We start from the raw sequence: 19,135 nt of genomic DNA, 5'->3' as shown, positions 1-19,135 counted from the left end.
GGGAGCGAGCATGCCCGCGAAGAACCCACCGCGGTGGATGGCACCGGCTCTGCCGGTGTTCGCGGGCGCGCCCGCTCCCACAAAAATAACCGCGCATGACTCAAGGTCGCGAAACTGACACGGCTGTCAGCCAGCGGTCACGCTGCCGACCCGGTCCGGGGGCTATAAGATTGAGTACAGACAACCGTTTTCTTCCCCTCTGGCCAAGGTGCCCGCACCGATGCGACGTCCGTCCCGCTCTGTCATTCTCGCCGCCCTGGCGCTCCTGGCCCTGCTGGTAGCGGGCAGCTGGTATAGCCAGCGCCAACCCGCACCGGTTGCCCGCGCGCAAACTGCCGTGCCGGTTCGCGTAATCAACGTCGCCCAGCAAGACGTGCCGCGCTACGCCAGTGCCATCGGCACAGTGCTGTCGCTGCACAGCGTCGAGGTGCGGCCACAAGTCGAAGGGGTGCTCACCCAGGTGCTGGTCAAGGAAGGCCAATGGGTCAAGGAAGGCGACCTGCTCGCCACCCTCGACGACCGCAGCATCCGCGCCAGCCTCGACCAGGCCCGCGCCCAGCTTGGCCAGAGCCAGGCACAGATCCAGGTGGCTGGCGTCGACCTCAAGCGCTACCGCCTGCTCAGCAGCGATGACGGCGTATCGAAGCAAACCCTCGACCAGCAACAGGCGCTGGTCAATCAGTTGCAGGCCACGGTCAAAGGCAACCAGGCCGCCATTGCCAACGCCGAAGTGCAACTTTCCTATACCCAGATCCGCTCGCCAGTCACCGGGCGTGTGGGTATCCGTAATGTCGACCCGGGCAACCTAGTACGCACCAGCGACACCCAAGGCCTGTTCAGCGTCACCCAGATCGACCCGATCGCCGTCGAATTCGCCCTGCCGCAGCAGATACTGCCAACGCTGCAAAGCCTGTTGAAGGCATCCAACCCGGCGCTGGTACAAGCCTACATGGACGCCGACGGCGAACGCAGCCTTCTCGGCGAAGGCCACCTGGCGCTGATCGACAACCAGATTTCCGCCACCACTGGCACTGTGCGGGTCAAGGCCGAGTTCGACAACAAGGACGGCCACCTGTGGCCGGGCCAGCTGGTCACCATCCGCTTGCGCACCGCCGTGGAAGAAAACGCCCTGGTCGTGCCGCCACCGGTGGTGCAACGCGGCGTTGACGGGCACTTCGTCTACCGCCTGGACGGCGACAAGGTCACCAGTGTGCCGGTCAAGGTGCTGTACCAGGACAGCGGGCTGAACATCATTGCCGGGGTCAAAGCGGGCGAGCGGCTGGTGCTCGACGGCCAGTCGCGGCTCAAGCCGGGCTCACGGGTAGAGGTCACGCCTGATGCCCCCGCGCCATCGGAAATGGCTGACCGCCGGAGCCAGCCATGAACACGCGCAACGGTGTTTCGGCCTGGTGCATCGACCACCCCATCGCCACCCTGCTGCTGACCTTCGCCCTGGTGCTGCTGGGCGCCATTGCCTTCCCGCGCCTGCCGGTGGCGCCGCTGCCCGAGGCGGACTTCCCGACCATTCAGGTGACCGCCCAGTTGCCCGGCGCCAGCCCGGAAACCATGGCCTCGTCGGTGGCCACGCCGCTGGAGGTGCAGTTCAGCGCCATCCCCGGCATGACCCAGATGACCAGCAGCAGCGCGCTGGGCTCGACTACCCTGATCCTGCAGTTCACCCTGGACAAGAATATCGACACCGCTGCCCAGGAAGTGCAGGCGGCGATCAACACCGCCACCGCCCGCCTGCCGCAAGACCTGCCCAACCCGCCGACCTGGCGCAAGGTCAACCCGGCCGACAGCCCGGTGCTGGTGATGACGGTCAGCTCCAACCAGATGCCCGGCAACGACCTCAGCGATTACGCCGAAACCCTGCTGGCGCGGCAGCTGAGCCAGATCGAAGGGGTGGGCCTGATCAACATCACCGGCCAGTTGCGCCCGGCGATCCGTGTGCAGGCGCAGCCCGAGAAACTGGCCGCCATCGGCCTGACCCTGGCCGACCTGCGCCAGGCGATCCAGCAAACCAGCCTGAACCTGGCCAAGGGTGCGTTGTACGGCGAGCACAGCGTGTCGACCATCGCCGCCAACGACCAGCTGTTCCACCCCGAGGACTATGCGCAACTGATCGTCTCGTACCGCGACGGCGCTCCGGTGCACCTGAAGGATGTGGCCAAGGTGATCAACGGCGCCGAAAACGCCTACGTCAAAGCCTGGTCCGGCGACCAGCCAGGGCTGAACCTGGTGATCTTCCGCCAGCCCGGCGCCAACATCGTCGATACCGTGGACCGGGTCATGGCCGCGCTGCCCAAGCTTCAGGAGATGCTGCCGGCCTCGGTCGAGGTGTCGGTGCTGCAGGACCGTACGCAGACCATTCGCGCCTCGCTGCACGAAGTGGAACTGACCCTGATGATCGCCGTGGCCCTGGTGATCGGGGTGATGGCGCTGTTCCTGCGCCAGTGGTCGGCAACCATGGTGGTGTCCAGCGTGCTTGGCGTGTCGCTGATCGCCAGCTGCGCGCTGATGTACATCCTCGGTTTCAGCCTGAACAACCTGACCCTGGTGGCCATCGTCATTTCCGTGGGCTTCGTGGTGGACGATGCCATCGTCGTGGTGGAGAACATCCACCGCCACCTGGAGGCCGGCGACGACAGCCGCACGGCGGCGCTCAAGGGCGCCGGGGAAATCGGCTTTACCGTGGTGTCGATCAGTTTCTCGCTGATTGCCGCGTTCATCCCGCTGCTGTTCATGGGCGGCGTGGTTGGCCGGCTGTTCAAGGAGTTCGCCCTGACCGCCACCTCCACCATCCTGATTTCGGTGGTGGTCTCGCTGACCCTGGCACCCACCCTCTGCGCGCTGTTCATGCGTCGGCCGCCCGGTGAACACAAGGGCGGCTTTGGCGAGCGCCTGGTCAAGTGGTACGAAAAGGGCCTGAACCGCGCCCTTGCCCACCAGCGCCTGACCCTCGGCGTGTTTGGCGTGACCCTGGCGTTGGCGGTGGCCGGTTACGTGGCCATCCCCAAGGGCTTCTTCCCGTTGCAGGACACCGGTTTCATTCTGGGCACAAGCGAAGCCGCAGCGGACGTTTCGTACCCGTCGATGATCGAGAAGCACCAGGCGCTGGCGAAGATCATCGAGGCGGACCCGGCCGTACGCGCGTTCTCCCATTCGGTGGGGGTCACCGGCAGCAACCAGACCATCGCCAACGGCCGCTTCTGGATCGCCCTGAAGCCGCGTGGCGAACGCGATGTGTCGGCCAGCGAGCTGATCGACCGGCTGCGCCCCAAACTGGCCCAGGTACCGGGCATTGTCCTGTACATGCGCGCCGGCCAGGACATCAACCTCAGTTCTGGCCCGTCCCGCACCCAGTACCAGTACGTGCTTAAGAGCAACGATGGCGAGGCGTTGAACCTGTGGACCCAACGCCTGACCGACCGCCTGCGTGAAAACCCGGCGTTCCGCGACCTGTCCAACGACCTGCAACTGGGCGCCAGCGTTACCCGCATCGACATCGACCGCCAGGCCGCAGCGCGTTTCGGCCTGACCACCACCGACGTCGATCAGGCCCTCTACGATGCCTTCGGCCAGCGGCAGATCAGCGAATTCCAGACCGACACCAACCAGTACAAGGTGATCCTTGAACTGGATGCCCGCCAACGCGGCAAGGCCGAGAGCCTTAACTACTTCTACCTGCGCTCGCCGCTGAGCAACGAAATGGTACCGCTGTCGGCAGTGGCCCACGTGGCGCCGCCCAGCACCGGGCCGTTGTCGATCAGCCACGATGGCCTGTTCCCGGCGGCCAACCTGTCGTTCAACCTGGCCCCTGGCGTGGCCCTGGGCGATGCCGTGAGCATCCTCGACCGCACCCAGCGCGAGCTGGGTATGCCCGACTCCATCAGCGGCAACTTCCAGGGTGCGGCCCAAGCGTTCCAGAGTTCGTTGTCGAGCCAGCCTTGGCTGATTTTGGCGGCGCTGGTGGCGGTGTACATCATCCTCGGCGTGCTGTACGAAAGCTTCGTCCACCCGCTGACGATCATCTCCACCCTGCCCTCGGCCGGCCTGGGCGCGTTGGTCCTGCTATGGGCCATGGGCCAGGACTTCAGCATCATGGGCCTGATCGGGGTGGTGCTGCTGATCGGTATCGTCAAGAAGAACGGCATCCTGCTGATCGACTTCGCCCTTGAAGCCCAGCGCCATCATGGCCTGACGCCGGAGCAGGCGATTCACCAGGCATGCCTGACGCGCTTCAGGCCGATCATCATGACCACCCTGGCCGCCTTGCTCGGCGCGGTACCGCTGATGTTCGGTTTCGGCACCGGTGCCGAGTTGCGTCAGCCATTGGGCATTGCGGTGGTGGGCGGCCTGCTGGTGAGCCAGGCCCTGACGCTGTTCACCACCCCGGTCATATACTTGGCCCTGGAGCGCCTGTTCCACCGCCACCAGGCTGCCCGTGCGGCAGCGCCAAGTGCCAGCTAGGACAAGACCATGCGTGTGCTGATCATCGAAGACGAAGAAAAAACCGCCGATTACCTTCATCGCGGCCTTACCGAGCAGGGCTTTACCGTGGACCTGGCGCGGGACGGCATCGACGGCCTGCACCTGGCCCTGGAGGGCGACTACGCGGTAATCGTGCTGGATGTGATGTTGCCCGGCCTGGACGGCTATGGCGTGCTGCGCGCCTTGCGCGCACGCAAGCAGACGCCGGTGATCATGCTGACCGCTCGCGAGCGTGTCGAAGACCGCATCCACGGCCTGCGTGAAGGCGCCGACGACTACCTGGGCAAGCCGTTCTCTTTTCTTGAGCTGGTCGCCCGCCTGCAAGCCCTGACCCGGCGCAGCAGCAGCCATGAACCGCTGCAAGTGCAGGTGGCAGACCTGTGGATCGACCTGATGGCACGCAAGGCCTCACGCGCCGGCCAGCGCCTGGACCTGACCGCCAAAGAGTTCTCGCTGCTGAGTGTGCTGGCCCGGCGGCAGGGTGAAATCCTGTCGAAGACGGCGATTGCCGAGCTGGTCTGGGACATCAACTTCGACAGCGATGCCAACGTCGTCGAAGTGGCGATCAAACGCCTGCGCGCCAAGCTCGATGGGCCTTTCGACAACAAGTTGCTGCACACCATCCGAGGCATGGGCTATGTCCTGGAAAACCGTGCGGGGTAATTCCATTGCCCTGCGCCTGTCGGCACTGTTCATCCTGGTGGCGTTGGGCGTCTTCATATTGATTGGCTCGGCGCTGTACCGCCAGGTCGACCGCAGCCTCGACCTGCTGCCGCAGGCCGAACTGGACGCACGTTTCAGCGTGCTCGAGTCCACCCTCAACCGCTTCGGTACGCCCGATCACTGGGCCAAGATCAACAACAAGCTCAACCTGCTCAGCGAAGAAGACAAGCGCATCCGCTTCTGGGTAGTGAGCAGCAACCCTGCCTACGAATATGGCCACCCTGGCGAGCTTGTACGTGCCTTCGCCGAAGGCCCGCAGGGTATGCGCGACCTGCGCCTGCCCGACCGGCCCTACCCTTACAAGGTGCTGGTCAGCGAATTGCCTGCGCTGGGCGAGCGGCCACCGCTGCGCTTTCTGATCGGCATCGACACCGAAACGTTCTGGCAGGCCCAGCACAGCCTGCTGGTGGCGATTGTCGGGCTGGCAGTGCTCGGCGTGCTGCTGGCCTCCGTGCTGGGCTACTGGGTGGCGCGCATTGGCTTGCGCCCGCTGCTGGCGTTGTCCAACGAGGCCCAGGCCCTGGCCCCGCCACGCCTGGACGGGCGCCTGCAAACCCACGCCCTGCCCCCGGAGCTGGCGCAGTTTGCCGGTGCCTTCAACGCCGCACTCGATCGCGTCAGCCAGGCCTACTCGCGGCTGGAAGCGTTCAACGCCGACGTGGCCCACGAACTGCGCTCGCCGCTGACCAACCTGATCGGCCAGACTCAGGTAGCGCTTACTCGCGGGCGCAGTGCAGAGCATTACTTCGAAGTGCTGCAATCGAACCTGGAAGAGCTGGAGCGCCTGCGCAGCATCATCAACGACATGCTGTTCCTGGCCAGTGCCGACCAGGGCAGCAAGGCCACCGCCCTGGCTCAAGCCTCGCTGGCCGAGGAAGTGGCGACCACCCTCGATTACCTCGACTATATCCTCGAAGACGCGCAGGTCAGCGTTAGCGTGACCGGCGATGCCCAGGCGCCTATCGAAAAGGCCCAACTGCGCCGGGCGTTGATCAATCTGCTGAACAACGCGGTGCAGCATACGGCGCCGCACCAGGTGATCCAGGTGCAGATCGATGCCGGGCCTGAGCAGGTGAGCATTGCCGTGAGCAACCCGGGGCCGGCGATTGACGATGAGCACCTGCCGTTGCTGTTCGAGCGTTTCTACCGGGTGGATGCGGCACGCAGCAACAGCGGTGGGGGCAACCATGGGCTGGGGTTGGCCATCGTCAAGGCGATTGCGCTGATGCATGGGGGGGAGGTGTTTGTGCGCAGCGGGGCTGGGCTCAATACCTTCGGTATCCAGCTGCCGATCCTGAGGGTTACGCGGCCCTTGTAGGAGCGGCCTTGTGTCGCGATGGGCTGCGCAGCGGCCCCAGATTCTGTGCAATGGCATCCATAGTCGGGGCTGCTGCGCAGCCCATCGCGACACAAGGCCGCTCCTACAAGGACCGCGTCTAGCACGGGGGTTTTCGGCGAAAGTATTATTGCTTTTTGATGAATCGTTACCTTTTGCGCAACAGTGCTTATCACACTTCGCTCTGTTTCCAGTGCATTGAAAGGACTAACTTTACCCCCGTCCTCATTAGCACTTGCACCGCAAGAAGGTAGTTTCAAATGTCCAACAGTATGGGTATTGCCAGCGTCTTCGTTCTGTCTTCCCTGTTGTTGTCGCCCCTGGCCATGGCCGAAGAATCCAGCGCTTTCGTCACCCGTAATGCAGAGCTCGCCGCCGTTCATCAAGAGGCCCGCGACGTTGTAGCCGCAAACAAGGCTGATGCTGCAAAAGACGCCAAACAGACCGCTTCCAAGGCTGCTGTCGATGCCAACGCCGACAGCTGATAAAGCGCTGTCACTGCTCCCGATTTCCCTTGGCTACGCCATGGGCACCACCGGTGCCGATATGTTAGCCTTTTAAAGCCGCTGCCGATCAGCGGCTTTTTTTATGTGCTGTAACTATCAGCCCGGCTGTAACGTTCACCTATAAGAAAGACGCACATTCAAAAATAACAACTGCCCCACCGTCATACCAAAGGAGCTAGTACCGGTGCCTTCCGCGTTTCGTTTTACCCCGCTGTTCATTGCGTTGACTGCAACGATCCCTTTCGCCGCCCAGGCAGATGAAGACAAGGCTGATGGCTTCATCGAAGGGTCGTCCTTCAACCTGCATTTTCGTAATGCCTACTTCAACCGCGACAACCACAATGCCGGCGTGCGTGACACCCGCGAATGGGGCCAAGGCGCGGTTGCGCGCTTCGAGTCTGGTTACACCCCGGGCGTAATCGGCTTTGGCCTGGATGCCCATGCCATGTTGGGCTTGAAGCTCGATGGCGGTGGCGGCCATGCCGGCACCAGCATCCTGCCCGAGCACATCAAGGACAACGACGAACTGGGCGCTGCCCCGCACTCGTTCTCCACGGCGGGCGCCGCGGTCAAGCTGAAGGCCTTCGACACCGAGCTGAAAGCCGGTGACCTGTTCCTCACCAACCCGGTGATCGCTGGCGGCGAAACGCGCATGCTGCCGCAGACCTTCCGCGGTGTGAGCCTGACCAACACCAGCATCGACGGCCTGTTGCTCGAAGGCGGCCAGGTGAGCTTCACCCACCCGTACAACCAAAGCGGCCACCGCCGTATCGATACCTACTACGGCTCGCTGAACGAGCATGACAAGAGCAAGCACCTGAACTGGGCCGGCGCTTCGTGGAGCGGTACCGAGAACATTACCGCCAACCTGTACGCCGCCGAGCTGAAGGACATCTGGAACCAGTACTACGCCGACTTCGACTACACCTACGTGGTCAACGACCTGGTCAGCCTGAACCCGGGCGTGCACTTCTACCACACCCAGGACACCGGCCAGGCCCTGCTGGGCAAGATCGACAACAACACCTACAGCGTGCATTTCACCGTCAACGCCGGGTTCCACAGCGTCACCGCCGCCTACCAGCGGGTCAACGGCAACACGCCGTTCGACTACATCAACCTGGGCGACAGCGTGTACCTGGACAACTCGCGCATGTACTCGGACTTCAACGCGCCGAACGAGCGTTCGTGGAAGCTGCAGTACGACTATGACTTCGCCGGCGTCGGCGTGCCTGGCCTGACCACCTCGCTTTCGTACTCGCGCGGTGAAGCCGACCTGACCAAGGCGGTGAAGGACACCACCCACTACGACTACTACCGTGAAGATGGCAAGAACGCCATGCACTGGGAACGAGACCTGGACGTGAAGTACGTGTTCCAGGAGGGTGACCTGAAAGACCTGTCGGTGCTGGTGCGCTATGCCACCCACCGTGGCAGCCAGGGTTATGCGTCGATTGACAGCAACAGCGACAACGATGAGGTCCGGGTGATCGTGGATTATCCGCTGAACGTGTTCTGACCTTCGTTTGTAGGCAGCACACCTAATCCTCTGTGGGAGCGGGCATGCCCGCGAACACCGGCGAAGCCGGTGCCATACACCGCGGCGCTTGCTTCGCGGGCAAGCCCGCTCCCACAGGGTTCGGCGTGAAGCCGAAAGACGGCCATGCGTGATTCCGTCGGACAAATCTTGTCCGACAATCCTTGCTTCCCTAGAATGTCGCCGCCGCGAACGGCCCTGCCCACGCAGTAGCGAGCATGCCCACCCGATTACCGCGTTTCGCATTCCTCAGGTCGCACCCCGAACTGACCCTCAATCTGGGCAGTTGCCTTGCCGTGCTCGCCATCGTGGCCATCGTCAGCTACCTGCTGGCGCGTGAGCGCGACAGCGTCGAACTGTCGGCCATTCGCTCGTCCAACAACATCGTCCAGCTGATCGAAAGCGACATCCTGCGTAACGCCGAACTCTACGACCAGTCGTTGCAGGGCCTGATCTGGGCCGTCGGGCGCAAGGAACTGCCGGAAATACCTGGCCCCTTGCGCCAGCGCCTGCTGTTCAACGAGGCCTTCGTCGACCGCAAGCGCGGTGATGTGCTGTGGCTGGACAAGCAAGGCAATGTGGTGGGCGACTCCACCAGCAGCGTGCCGCGCAAGGCCAATTTCGGCGATACCGGGGTGTTCAAGGCGCACCAGCGCAATGCCAACCTTGGCTTGCTGGTTGGGCCACCGTTCAAGGCCAGGCTGGGTGACCTGGACTGGTGTATCAGCTTCAGCCGGCGTATCCCCGGCCCCGATGGCGAGTTTGCCGGTTTGGCGGCGGGGGCACTGCGCCTGTCCTACTTCAGCGACCTGTTCCAGCGCCTGGACATAGGCGACGACAGCAGTATCAACCTGTTCAATACCGACGGCCAGTTGCTCGCCCGCCAACCCTCGCGCCCGCAAGACCCGCTGATCGGCACCAACTATGCCGAGCGGCCCAACTTCCAGCGCATTCTCGGTGAGCAAAGCGGCAACTTCACCGCCCGCTCCGGCACTGACGGCAGCCCGCGCATGTACACCTTCGCCCGGGTCGCGCAGCTGCCATTGATCGTACTGGTGGTGCATTCGGCCGACGAAGTGTTCCAGTCGTGGCGGCGCACCGCGATCCTGGTCAGCGTGGCCACCGGTGTACTGTGCGTGGGTATTCTCTGGCTGACCCTGCTACTGGGCCGCGAACTGCGCCGCCGCCAGGAGGCCGAACAAGGCCTGGCGACCTTGGCCGCCACCGACAGCCTGACCGGCCTGGCCAACCGCCGCCGCCTGGACCAGGTGCTGCGCCAGGAGTGGGCACGTGCGCAGCGCAATCACAAGCCGCTGGCGGTGCTGATGGTGGATGTGGACCATTTCAAGGCATTCAACCAGCGCCATGGCCATGCCGGTGGCGACCATGCCCTGCGCGAAGTGGCCAAGGCCATTGAGGCGTGCATCCGCCGGCCGGCCGACCTGGCTGCGCGTTACGGTGGGGAGGAGTTTCAGGTAGTGCTGCCGGAAACCGACCTGGCTGGTGCACGGCTGCTGGCCGAGCGCATCCGTGCCAGTGTCGAAGCGTTGGCGCCCTTTGCCGATGATGCCCACGCCGTTACGGTGAGCATCGGTATCGGCCTGTCTGGCACCCAACACGACCTGACCCGGGTGCTGGGTGCCGCAGACGAAGCCCTCTACCGGGCCAAGGCCAAGGGCCGCAACCGGGTAGAGGCAGAGGGGGCTGACGCTTAGGAACGGGCGCGGGCGGCGTTGCGCAGGGCCTTGACCTGGTCATGGTTGCGCTGCACGCCTTGCAGCTGTTTTTCCACCAGGCTGTAGGTCATGTCGCTGGCAGTGCGGCCCAGCTTGACCAGTTTTTCGCGGGCCTCTTTGTAGGCCTTCAGGGCATGGTCCTCACCCCGTTCCACTTCGTTGAGCACCGCTTCTTCATCCTTGCCAGTGACCAGCGACTTGAGGTTCACCCAGCCACGGTGCAGGTCGCCGCTGATGCTGGTGGAAGTTTCCGGGTCGCCACCCAGTCGGCGCACTTCGCTTTGCAGCTCTCCAGCGGCGTTGGCGCACTCGCCGGCACGCTGGACGAAGAACGCTTTCAGCTCGGGGTTCTTCACATCATCGGCCGAAGTCTTGAAGCCCTTCTCGCCATCCTTGCTGTACTCGATCAGGTCGTTGAGCACATCAATCACGTCTTTGTTGGGGTTGCTCATGGTCGAACTCCTTGGCAGGTGATAGTCACCTGTAAGGGAGCAGTGTTCGTGCCAAGCCATAGAGTGAAAATAAAACCTTTATAATCAATAGGTTAAACCTTGAAGACTAACGACACATGAGGGCGTTCTGCATGATCGCCGCTTGGGCGCTCGTGCAGATTGCAGTATGGTCGGCACTTTTCAACTGCCAGGTGCGCCGAAGATGAAACCGGAAACCCTCGAACTGCTGGTGACCCGGACCATGCCGTTTGGAAAGTACCAGGGGCGCATCATTGCCGACCTGCCAGGGGACTACCTGGCGTGGTTTGCGCGCAAGGGCTTTCCGGCGGGGGAGTTGGGCGGGTTGTTGGCGTTGATGCATGAGGTCGACCACAACGGGCTGGGGGATCTGCTGGTGCCGTTGCGGCAGAAGCACGGGCGTTGACCTGTTCCGGCCTCTTCGCGGGCACGCCCGCTCCCACAGGGACTGCATGAACTTGAGGTTTGCAGGATCCCTGTGGGAGCGGGCGCGCCCGCGAAGAGGCCAGTAGCCCCTACAAAAATCTTTACCCTTTCACCGGCGCCACCGCCAACTCCACCTGCTCGCTCTTCTTGATCACCGCATACACCACCGCCGTCAGCAGGCTACCTGCTACGATCGCCAGCAAATACAGCAGTGCATGGTTGATCGCATTGGGGATCAGCAGCACAAACAACCCACCATGCGGCGCCATCAGCTTGCAACCGAAGTACATCGACAGCGCCCCGGTCAACGCCCCACCGGCGATACTGGCCGGAATCACCCGCAGCGGGTCCTTGGCAGCAAACGGGATCGCCCCTTCGGAAATGAAGCACAAGCCCAGCGCCAAGGCCGCCTTCCCCGCCTCGCGCTCGCTCTGGGCAAACTTGCGCCGGGCAAGGAAGGTGGCGATGCCCAGGCCTATCGGCGGCACCATGCCGGCAGCCATGGTTGCCGCCATCGGTGCGTAGCTGGACGACGCCAGCAGCCCTACCGAAAAAGCATAGGCAGCCTTGTTGATCGGCCCGCCAAGGTCGACGCACATCATGCCGCCCAGCAACAGCCCCAGCAGGATGGCATTGGTAGTACCCATGCTGTCGAGGAAGTGCGTGAGGCCTTCGAGCATGGCCGCCACCGGCTGGCCAACCACATAGATCATCACCAGGCCGGTGAACAGGCTGGCCAGCAGCGGAATGATCAGGATCGGCTTGAGCGCTTCAAGGCTGGTGGGCAAGCGCGCCCAGCGGGCAATGGCTTTGGCGCTGTAACCGGCAAGAAAGCCGGCGACAATCCCACCGATGAAACCAGCGCCCAAGGTACTGGCCAACAGCCCGCCGATCATGCCGGGCGCAAGCCCCGGGCGGTCGGCAATGGACCAGGCGATATAGCCCGCCAGCAGCGGCACCATCAGTTTGAACGCAGCCTCGCCACCGATCTGCATCAATGCCGCCGGCAAGGTACCCGGCTCTTTATAGGCCTCGATGCCAAACACGAACGACAGGGCAATCAGCAAGCCACCAGCCACCACCATGGGCAGCATGAACGACACCCCGGTGAGCAGGTGCTTGTACACACCGGTCTTCTCACCCTTCGCCGTGGTGGCTGGCGCCGCAGTGTCGGTAGCGCTTTCCACTTTCGCTTCAGCCAACGCTTTGTCCAGCGTTGCGCGAGCCTGCTTGAGCGCAATGCCGGTGCCACAGCGGTAGATCCGCTTGCCGGCAAACCGCGCAGTAGGTACTTCGATATCTGCGGCCAGCAGCACCACATCCGCTTCAGCGATAGCCTCGGCAGACAACGGGTTGCGCGCGCCCACCGAGCCCTGGGTCTCGACGGTCAGTTGGTATCCCGACTGCTGCGCGGCTTGCTGCAAGGCCTCTGCGGCCATGAACGTGTGCGCTACGCCCGTCGGGCAGGCAGTGACGGCAACGATGCGCGTGCCAGCCCTGTCGGCAACTACCGGGCTTGCCGGTACATCCGCCAGCAACCGGGCATTGGTGGCGGCCTCATCGAGGAAGCCTTCGCGATCAGCCAGCGCCTGCGAGGGCGTGCTCTGGTACACGCGCTTGCCGACGAAGCGGGCCAGGTCCACCGGGCCGGTGCTGACCACCAGCACCCAGTCGGCCTCGGCGACCTGCGCGGCGCTCAGCTGCCGCTCGGGATGCTCGGCATCCTGCACTTCTACACTGGTGCTCCAGCCGCGCCGCTGCGCAGCGGCAGACAACAGGCGCGCACTCAGCACACTCGACACCTGGCCGTTGGGGCAGGCGGTGACAATGGCAATGTTCATCGGCAACCCTCTTGTTGTGCTGTCAGTTGCACGGCGGCTTCCAGCTGCGCCAATTGCTGGCGGTCACGGATGCCGAAGCCCACCTGGGTGACGGCCTGGGCGGCAATCGCGGTGGCGCGGGCCAACGTCTGCGCAGGGGGCTCACCCTGCAACAGGCCATGCACCATGCCAGCGACCAACGAGTCCCCCGCGCCCACCGTGCTGGCAACCCGCACGGCGGGCGGGCGGGCGTGTAAAGCCAGGCCGCTGGCAAACCAGCTGACACCTTGCTCACCCGCAGACACCACCACGTGTTCGACACCGCTTGCCAGCAGGCGCTCGGCGGCAGCACGCTGCTGCGCCGGGTTATCCACAGCCAGGCCGAGTACTTCGCCCAGCTCTTCGGTATTGGGCTTGACCAGCCAAGGCGCGCTTTGCAGCCCTGCACGCAGGGCTTCGCCGCTGCTGTCCAAGGCTACCCTGAGGCCTTGGGCCTTCAGTTGGTCAAGCAACTGGCGGAACCACTCGGCAGTGATCCCGCGCGGCAGGCTACCTGCCACCACCACGGCATCGTGGCCCGGGGCAACCTGTTCCAGCCGGCGCAGCAAGGCGCTGCGTGCCGCCTCGTCGACCTCCGGGCCCTGGCCGTTGATGTCGGTGACGCGGCCATCAGCCTCGACCAGCTTGATGTTGCTGCGGGTTTCACCGGGCACGCGCACAAAGCAGTCGGTAAAGCCGCGCCAGCCGATCAGTGCCTCGAAGGGCTGCAAGTTATCCTGCCCGAGGAAGCCGCCAACGGTCACGCTGTGGCCCAGGTCGGCCAGCACTTGGGCAACGTTCAGCCCTTTGCCCGCCGCGTGGCTCTGTTGTGCCTGGCTGCGGTTGACCTGCCCCGGGCGCAGGGTATCGAGGCCGATGGTGATGTCCAGCGCCGGGTTCAGGGTGAGGGTAAGGATCTTGGCCATTCAGTAACGCTCCACCAGCGCGCGAACCGCTGCGGCGCTGTCTTGTTGCAGGGCCTCGCGCGCCAGGGCGCGGGCCGTCTGGTGATCGGCCTGGCGAACCAGAGCCTTGACTTCGGCGATGCTGCGCGCAGAAACGCTGAGTTCATCCACGTCCAGGCCCAGCAGCACCGGCACCGCCCGAGGGTCGGCCGCCAACTCGCCGCACACACCTACCCACTTGCCGTGGGCATGGGCAGCACGCACGGTCATGTCGATCAGGCTGAGCACCGCCGGGTGCAGGCCATCGGCCTGGGCGCTAAGGCTCGGGTGGCCACGGTCGATGACCAGGGTGTACTGGGTCAGGTCGTTGGTGCCGATGCTGAAGAAGTCCACTTCACGCGCCAGTTGCGCGGCCAGCAAAGCGGCCGAAGGCACCTCGACCATAATCCCCAGTTGCAGGTCGGCCACCGGTATTTCAGCCCGCAGGCGCTCGACCATGGCCCGCGCCTCGCGCCACTCGTGCACCTGGCCAACCATCGGGAACATGATGCGTAGCGGGCGCTGGTCGGCAGCGCGCAGCAAGGCTCGCAACTGGTCTTCCATGATCTGCGGGCGCTGCAGGGTCAGGCGCACGCCCCGCACACCCAGGAAGGGGTTTTCCTCGGCGGCGATCGGCCAGTACGGCAGCGGCTTGTCACCGCCGACATCAAGGGTGCGCACCACCAGCGGCCGCCCGCCCAGGCCATCGAGCACGCGGCGGTACTCGGCCTCCTGGGTGGCCACGTCTGGGGCCTGGGGGTGGGCCATGAAAATCAGTTCGGTGCGCAGCAGGCCCACGCCTTCGGCGCCCTGTTCCACCACCTTGGCAATGCCGTTGCTGTCACCAATGTTGGCGAACACCTCGACAGCGTGGCCGTCGCGGGTCACCGCCGGCTCGAAGCGGTTGGCCCAGGCAGCCTGCAGCCTTTGCTCGCGCAGGTCGCGCTCGGCCAGCGCCCGTTGCAGCTCATCAGCTGGCGGCGCCACGTTGACCACACCGCGCTGGCCATCGAGCAACAGCGGCGTGCCACTTTGCAGCAACAGTATCGACGCACCTGCGCCGACCACCGCCGGGATGCCCAACGCGCGCGCGACGATAGCACTGTGGGCGGTCGCGCCGCCTTGGGCGGTGACGATACCGGCAACCCGGCTTGGGTCCAGCCGCGCCACATCGGACGGGCCGACTTCGGTCATTACCAGCACGTAAGGTTGCTCGGGCTCGACCTGAGCCTGCACCCCACACAATTGCGCCAGCACGCGGCGGCCGATGTCGCGCAGGTCGGCGGCGCGCTCGGCCAGCAAGGCATTGTGCAAGGCCTCCTGCTGGCGGGCCGCGGCTTCGATCACCGCCATCCAGGCTGCCGCGGCGCTTTCGCCTTGGGCAAGGCGCTGTTCGACATCGTCGGTCAGGGCCGGGTCGGCGAGCATTTCCTGGTGGGTGACGAAGATCTCGCCAATGGCCTTGTCGCTTCGCTTCACCAACGCCTGCAGGTCGCTGTCTACCATCGCCATGGCCTGGCGCAGCTTTTGCCGTTCCACCGCAGTGGATTCACCACGTAGCGGGTAATCGATGTCACGCTCGACACACACATGCGCCGGGCCGCTGGCAATGCCGGGAGCAGCACCCACGCCCTGAATGCGGCTACCGGCCCCGGGGGCTTGCAGCACTTCGGGCGCGGCACTGGCAACGGCTGCCACAGGTTGCGCCAGCGGCTCCACCTCTTCACCCAGGCCTTGCTCAATGGCGGCCACCAGTACCGGTAAAGCATCGGCGGCAATGCCCGGCTCGGCCACCAGCTCCAGCGTCTGGCCACGGCGGGCGCCCAGGCTGAGCAGCTTGCTCAGGCTCTTCACCGACACCGCCGGCTGCGCGCTGTCGAGCAGACGAACGCGAATTTCCCCCTCGAAGCCTTTGGCCAGTTGCGCCAGCACCTTGGCCGGGCGGGCATGCAGGCCATGCGGGTTGGCCAGCACGACGCGCGCGCCGGGCCAGTCCGCTGGCGCCTCGCCCCCCAGTACTTCGAGCACCGCACGGCTGCTGGTGGCCTGGTAGAGCATCTGCCCACGGCCTTCGATCAGCACTTCGCACAGGCGCTCGAGCAGGGCCTGGTGAGCAGCACCCAGGCTGGCCAGGCAGAACAGGCCGTTAAGCGGTTGGCCGCGGTAACGCAGTGGCTGCTGCGGGGTGATGAAGGCCAGGCCTGGTTGTCGCACCTGGCGCTCGCTGTGCAGCCACCACAGGCCCTCGCCCAGTGGCAGCGGCTCAGCCTGTTGCAGCACGGCGGCAAAGCCGCTGTCGACACAGTCGGCACGCTGCAGCAGGCGGGCACCACGCCAGGCCAGTTCGTCGAAATCTTCAGCGGGCAGGTTCAGGCCGACCAGTTGCGCATCCAGTGCCAGTTCCTGAGGCGCACCTTGCAGCAGCTTGAGCAACGCGTCGGCAGAACCGGCCCGGCGCAGCGCTTCGGCCAGGTCGGTCTCGCCCAGGGCGCGAGTCAACAGTTGCAGCAGGCGCAGGTGTTCATCGGAGCGTGCGGCAATGCCAATGGCCAGGTACACCCTTTGCCCATCGCCCCAGTCCACGCCCTCGGGAAACTGCAACAGGCGCACGCCGGTGGCATACACCAGGTCACGGGTTTGCGGCGTGCCATGGGGAATGGCGATGCCCTGGCCAAGGAACGTTGAGCCTTGCGCCTCGCGGGCCTGCAGCCCTTGCAGGTACCCGTCGGCGACCAGGCCATCGGCAACCAGCCGCTCGGCCAGCAGGCGCAATGCCCCGGCTTTGTCGGCGGCCACCTGGCCCATGGCTATCTGCTCCTTGGCGAGCTCGAGCATGACCTTCTCCTTTTGCAGTTCCCGGTCGGGTACTGGAGTATTGTTGTGAAATTCACATGAAGGGCCAGTTCAACAGCCTTGCACAGATGGCAGCCGAGGCAGAAAATTCGGCAGCTGAAACGTTTAATCTGACCAGACGGCCACGTTACTCGATAATCTGCCCGGTAAAAAGCCCCATCCTGTCGGACAATTGCGACAATGGTCGTCTGCGCGTGATGCCTGCGCTGGGTCAAACTACCCGGTCCGGCCTTACAGCCAGCCCCGGAAATAACAAGGAAAATTCGGTGAAACTCAGCGATATCGCCCGTCTGGCCGGTGTGTCCGTGACCACAGCCAGCTACGTCATCAACGGCAAGGCTGAACAGCAGCGCATCAGCAATACCACCGTCGAACGCGTGCGTGCGGTGGTCGAGGCCCACGGCTTCACCCCCAACCCGCAGGCCGCCGGCCTGCGCAGCCGGCACACCCGCACCCTGGGCTTCATTCTCCCGGATCTGGAGAACCCCAGCTACGCCCGTATTGCCAAGCAACTGGAGCAAGGTGCCCGTGCCCGTGGCTACCAGCTGCTGATCGCCAGCAGCGACGACCAGCCCGACAGCGAGCGTCAATTGCAGCAACTGTTCCGCGCGCGCCGTTGCGACGCGCTGTTCGTCGCCAGCTGCCTGCCGCCAGAAGACGACAGCTACCGCGATTTACAGGATAAAGGCCTGCCGGTGATCGCCATTGACCGCCGCCTGGACCCTGCGCACTTCTGCTCGGTGATCAGCGATGACCGCGACGCCAGCCGCCAACTGGCCGCCAGCCTGCTCAGCGCCGCCCCACGCAGCATCGCCCTGATTGGCGCCCGCCCTGAGCTGTCCGTCAGCCAGGCGCGTGCCGGCGGGTTCGAAGAAGCACTGCAAGGTTATGCCGGTGAAGTCCGCCGCTACCAGGGCGAAGCGTTCAGCCGTGAATGCGGCCAGCGCCTGATGCAGCAACTGATCGATGATCTGGGCGGCCTTCCGGATGCCTTGGTGACCACCTCGTACGTGCTGCTGCAAGGCGTGTTCGACACCTTGCAGGCGCGCCCTGCCGATTCTCGCCAGCTGCAACTGGGTACCTTTGGCGATAACCAGTTGCTCGATTTCCTGCCGCTGCCGGTCAATGCCATGGCCCAGCAACACGGTCTGATTGCGGCCACAGCGCTCGAACTGGCGCTGGCGGCCATCGAGGAGAAGCGCTACGAACCTGGTGTGCATGCCGTCGGCCGCACCTTCAAGCAGCGCATCACAGCGGCCTGAACATGCGCCTGATCGACACCCACACCCACCTGGACTTTCCCGACTTCGACGCCGACCGCCCGCGCCTGTTGGCCAACGCGGCAGCGCGTGGCGTGGAACGGATGGTGGTGCTGGGGGTGTATCAGGCGAACTTCCAGCGAGTGCTGGACCTGGCCAGCACCGATCAGCGCCTGTTCGCGGCGCTCGGCCTGCACCCGGTCTACCTCGACCAGCACCGCCCGGAGCACCTGGTGCAGTTGCGCGAACGGCTGGAGCGCCTGCACGGCGACCCAAGGCTTTGTGCAGTGGGTGAGTTTGGCCTGGACTACTACCTTGAAGACCTGGACAAAGCCCGCCAACAGGAGCTGTTTGAAGCGCAATTGCAAATGGCCTGCGACTTCACGCTGCCCGCCCTGCTGCATGTGCGCCGCAGCCATGCCCAGGTGATCGCCACACTCAAGCGCTACAAGCCGGCGCGGGCGGGGGTGATCCATGCCTTTGCCGGCAGTTACGAAGAGGCGCGCGAATACATCAAGCTGGGCTTCAAGCTCGGGCTTGGCGGTGCCGCAACCTGGCCGCAGGCGCTGCGGCTACGCAGGACCTTGGCGCGGTTGCCGTTGGAGAGTGTGGTGCTGGAGACCGATGCGCCGGATATGGCGCCGGTGATGTACCCGGGGATGAGGAACAGCCCGGAGCATTTGCCGGAGATTGCCGGGGTGCTGGCCGAGGTAATGGGGATGGATGTAGAGGAACTGGCGCAGGCCAGCAGCCGCAATGCCTGCGAGTTATTCAGGTGGTCAAGTTAACGCGGTCGTTGTAGGAGCGGCCTTGTGTCGCGATCGGGCCGCAAAGCGGCCCCGGCAATTTATGCAGCGAAGCTGAAAATCTGGGGCTGCTGCGCAGCCCATCGCGACACAAGGCCGCTCCTATGTATGGACTCGCCCACACTGTCTAATTGCTTTTGAACATAGGAACCCGGTTGCATCTATGTATCAGGCCTATTCGAGGAA

Annotated in this window: 14 protein-coding genes; 10 read left to right on the top strand and 4 right to left on the bottom strand. The window is 64.4% G+C overall.

Annotation, left to right across the window (positions count from 1 at the left end):
* The first annotated feature begins 220 nt into the window (after window positions 1-220).
* The 7 genes from ACQKPZ_RS00070 (at window position 221) to ACQKPZ_RS00040 (ending at window position 10,311) form a co-directional block, all read left to right on the top strand.
* Window positions 221-1,384 (top strand): efflux RND transporter periplasmic adaptor subunit, encoded by a 1,164-nt coding sequence (locus ACQKPZ_RS00070; RefSeq protein WP_427534885.1) that lies wholly within the window; start codon window positions 221-223, stop codon window positions 1,382-1,384.
* Window positions 1,381-4,473, top strand: coding sequence for a multidrug efflux RND transporter permease subunit (locus ACQKPZ_RS00065; protein WP_427534883.1), 3,093 nt, complete (start codon window positions 1,381-1,383; stop codon window positions 4,471-4,473). Before ACQKPZ_RS00070 ends, ACQKPZ_RS00065 begins: the two co-directional genes overlap by 4 nt.
* 9 nt (window positions 4,474-4,482) lie before the next feature.
* Entirely contained in the window at window positions 4,483-5,157 is a 675-nt protein-coding gene (locus tag ACQKPZ_RS00060) for a heavy metal response regulator transcription factor (RefSeq protein ID WP_427534882.1), read from the top strand.
* Window positions 5,132-6,535 carry a heavy metal sensor histidine kinase gene (locus ACQKPZ_RS00055; RefSeq protein WP_427534881.1) on the top strand — a complete coding sequence of 468 codons (1,404 nt, stop codon included), beginning with the start codon at window positions 5,132-5,134 and terminating at the stop codon, window positions 6,533-6,535. The genes ACQKPZ_RS00060 and ACQKPZ_RS00055 overlap by 26 nt, the downstream gene beginning before the upstream one ends.
* A gap of 278 nt (window positions 6,536-6,813) precedes the next feature.
* Window positions 6,814-7,038, top strand: a complete 225-nt coding sequence (locus ACQKPZ_RS00050; protein WP_391124305.1) for a hypothetical protein — start codon at window positions 6,814-6,816, stop codon at window positions 7,036-7,038.
* A 205-nt stretch (window positions 7,039-7,243) separates the two neighbouring features.
* On the top strand, window positions 7,244-8,578 hold the full coding sequence (locus tag ACQKPZ_RS00045) for an OprD family porin (protein ID WP_427534880.1): 1,335 nt from the start codon (window positions 7,244-7,246) through the stop codon (window positions 8,576-8,578).
* 236 nt (window positions 8,579-8,814) lie between these two features.
* On the top strand, window positions 8,815-10,311 hold the full coding sequence (locus tag ACQKPZ_RS00040; protein WP_427534878.1) for a diguanylate cyclase domain-containing protein: 1,497 nt from the start codon (window positions 8,815-8,817) through the stop codon (window positions 10,309-10,311).
* Here ACQKPZ_RS00040 and ACQKPZ_RS00035 read toward each other — a convergent pair.
* Window positions 10,308-10,784 (bottom strand): ferritin-like domain-containing protein, encoded by a 477-nt coding sequence (locus ACQKPZ_RS00035; protein WP_391124276.1) that lies wholly within the window; start codon window positions 10,782-10,784, stop codon window positions 10,308-10,310. The genes ACQKPZ_RS00040 and ACQKPZ_RS00035 overlap by 4 nt on opposite strands.
* Before the next feature lie 202 nt (window positions 10,785-10,986).
* Between ACQKPZ_RS00035 and ACQKPZ_RS00030 the strand changes: the two genes are divergently transcribed.
* Window positions 10,987-11,208, top strand: a complete 222-nt coding sequence (locus ACQKPZ_RS00030) for a DUF3820 family protein (RefSeq protein WP_391124274.1) — start codon at window positions 10,987-10,989, stop codon at window positions 11,206-11,208.
* A gap of 121 nt (window positions 11,209-11,329) precedes the next feature.
* Here the strand turns inward: ACQKPZ_RS00030 and ACQKPZ_RS00025 are convergent, their stop codons facing one another.
* From ACQKPZ_RS00025 to ptsP, 3 genes are read right to left on the bottom strand one after another with little or no spacing between them, the layout of a single operon-like run.
* On the bottom strand, window positions 11,330-13,069 hold the full coding sequence (locus ACQKPZ_RS00025) for a PTS fructose-like transporter subunit IIB (protein WP_427534877.1): 1,740 nt from the start codon (window positions 13,067-13,069) through the stop codon (window positions 11,330-11,332).
* On the bottom strand, window positions 13,066-14,013 hold the full coding sequence (gene pfkB, locus ACQKPZ_RS00020) for a 1-phosphofructokinase (RefSeq protein WP_427534876.1): 948 nt from the start codon (window positions 14,011-14,013) through the stop codon (window positions 13,066-13,068). Before pfkB ends, ACQKPZ_RS00025 begins: the two co-directional genes overlap by 4 nt.
* Entirely contained in the window at window positions 14,014-16,866 is a 2,853-nt protein-coding gene (gene ptsP, locus ACQKPZ_RS00015; RefSeq protein WP_427534874.1) for a phosphoenolpyruvate--protein phosphotransferase, read from the bottom strand. It lies immediately after the preceding gene.
* 284 nt (window positions 16,867-17,150) lie between these two features.
* On the opposite strand from ptsP, the gene cra reads away from it, so the two are divergent.
* Together cra and ACQKPZ_RS00005 are read left to right on the top strand one after the other, a co-directional pair.
* A complete protein-coding gene (cra, locus tag ACQKPZ_RS00010) occupies window positions 17,151-18,146 on the top strand; it encodes a catabolite repressor/activator (RefSeq protein ID WP_427534872.1) in 996 nt (331 codons plus the stop codon).
* 2 nt (window positions 18,147-18,148) lie between these two features.
* Window positions 18,149-18,931 carry a TatD family hydrolase gene (locus ACQKPZ_RS00005; RefSeq protein ID WP_427534871.1) on the top strand — a complete coding sequence of 261 codons (783 nt, stop codon included), beginning with the start codon at window positions 18,149-18,151 and terminating at the stop codon, window positions 18,929-18,931.
* The last annotated feature ends 204 nt before the right edge of the window (window positions 18,932-19,135 follow it).

Origin of the sequence: Pseudomonas sp. NPDC089547 (genome assembly GCF_050280665.1) — a bacterium.
Taxonomy (GTDB): Bacteria; Pseudomonadota; Gammaproteobacteria; order Pseudomonadales; family Pseudomonadaceae; genus Aquipseudomonas.
Note: the sequence above shows the minus strand (reverse complement) of the source record. Positions and strands in the feature narration are given on the sequence as shown.

Coding starts and splice junctions, on each gene's coding strand:
- ACQKPZ_RS00070 (WP_427534885.1), top strand. CDS start 221: ATGCGACGTCCGTCCCGCTCTGTCATTCTCGCCGCCCTGGCGCTCCTG.
- ACQKPZ_RS00065 (WP_427534883.1), top strand. CDS start 1,381: ATGAACACGCGCAACGGTGTTTCGGCCTGGTGCATCGACCACCCCATC.
- ACQKPZ_RS00060 (WP_427534882.1), top strand. CDS start 4,483: ATGCGTGTGCTGATCATCGAAGACGAAGAAAAAACCGCCGATTACCTT.
- ACQKPZ_RS00055 (WP_427534881.1), top strand. CDS start 5,132: ATGTCCTGGAAAACCGTGCGGGGTAATTCCATTGCCCTGCGCCTGTCG.
- ACQKPZ_RS00050 (WP_391124305.1), top strand. CDS start 6,814: ATGTCCAACAGTATGGGTATTGCCAGCGTCTTCGTTCTGTCTTCCCTG.
- ACQKPZ_RS00040 (WP_427534878.1), top strand. CDS start 8,815: ATGCCCACCCGATTACCGCGTTTCGCATTCCTCAGGTCGCACCCCGAA.
- ACQKPZ_RS00035 (WP_391124276.1), bottom strand. CDS start 10,784: ATGAGCAACCCCAACAAAGACGTGATTGATGTGCTCAACGACCTGATC.
- ACQKPZ_RS00030 (WP_391124274.1), top strand. CDS start 10,987: ATGAAACCGGAAACCCTCGAACTGCTGGTGACCCGGACCATGCCGTTT.
- ACQKPZ_RS00025 (WP_427534877.1), bottom strand. CDS start 13,069: ATGAACATTGCCATTGTCACCGCCTGCCCCAACGGCCAGGTGTCGAGT.
- pfkB (WP_427534876.1), bottom strand. CDS start 14,013: ATGGCCAAGATCCTTACCCTCACCCTGAACCCGGCGCTGGACATCACC.
- ptsP (WP_427534874.1), bottom strand. CDS start 16,866: ATGCTCGAGCTCGCCAAGGAGCAGATAGCCATGGGCCAGGTGGCCGCC.
- ACQKPZ_RS00005 (WP_427534871.1), top strand. CDS start 18,149: ATGCGCCTGATCGACACCCACACCCACCTGGACTTTCCCGACTTCGAC.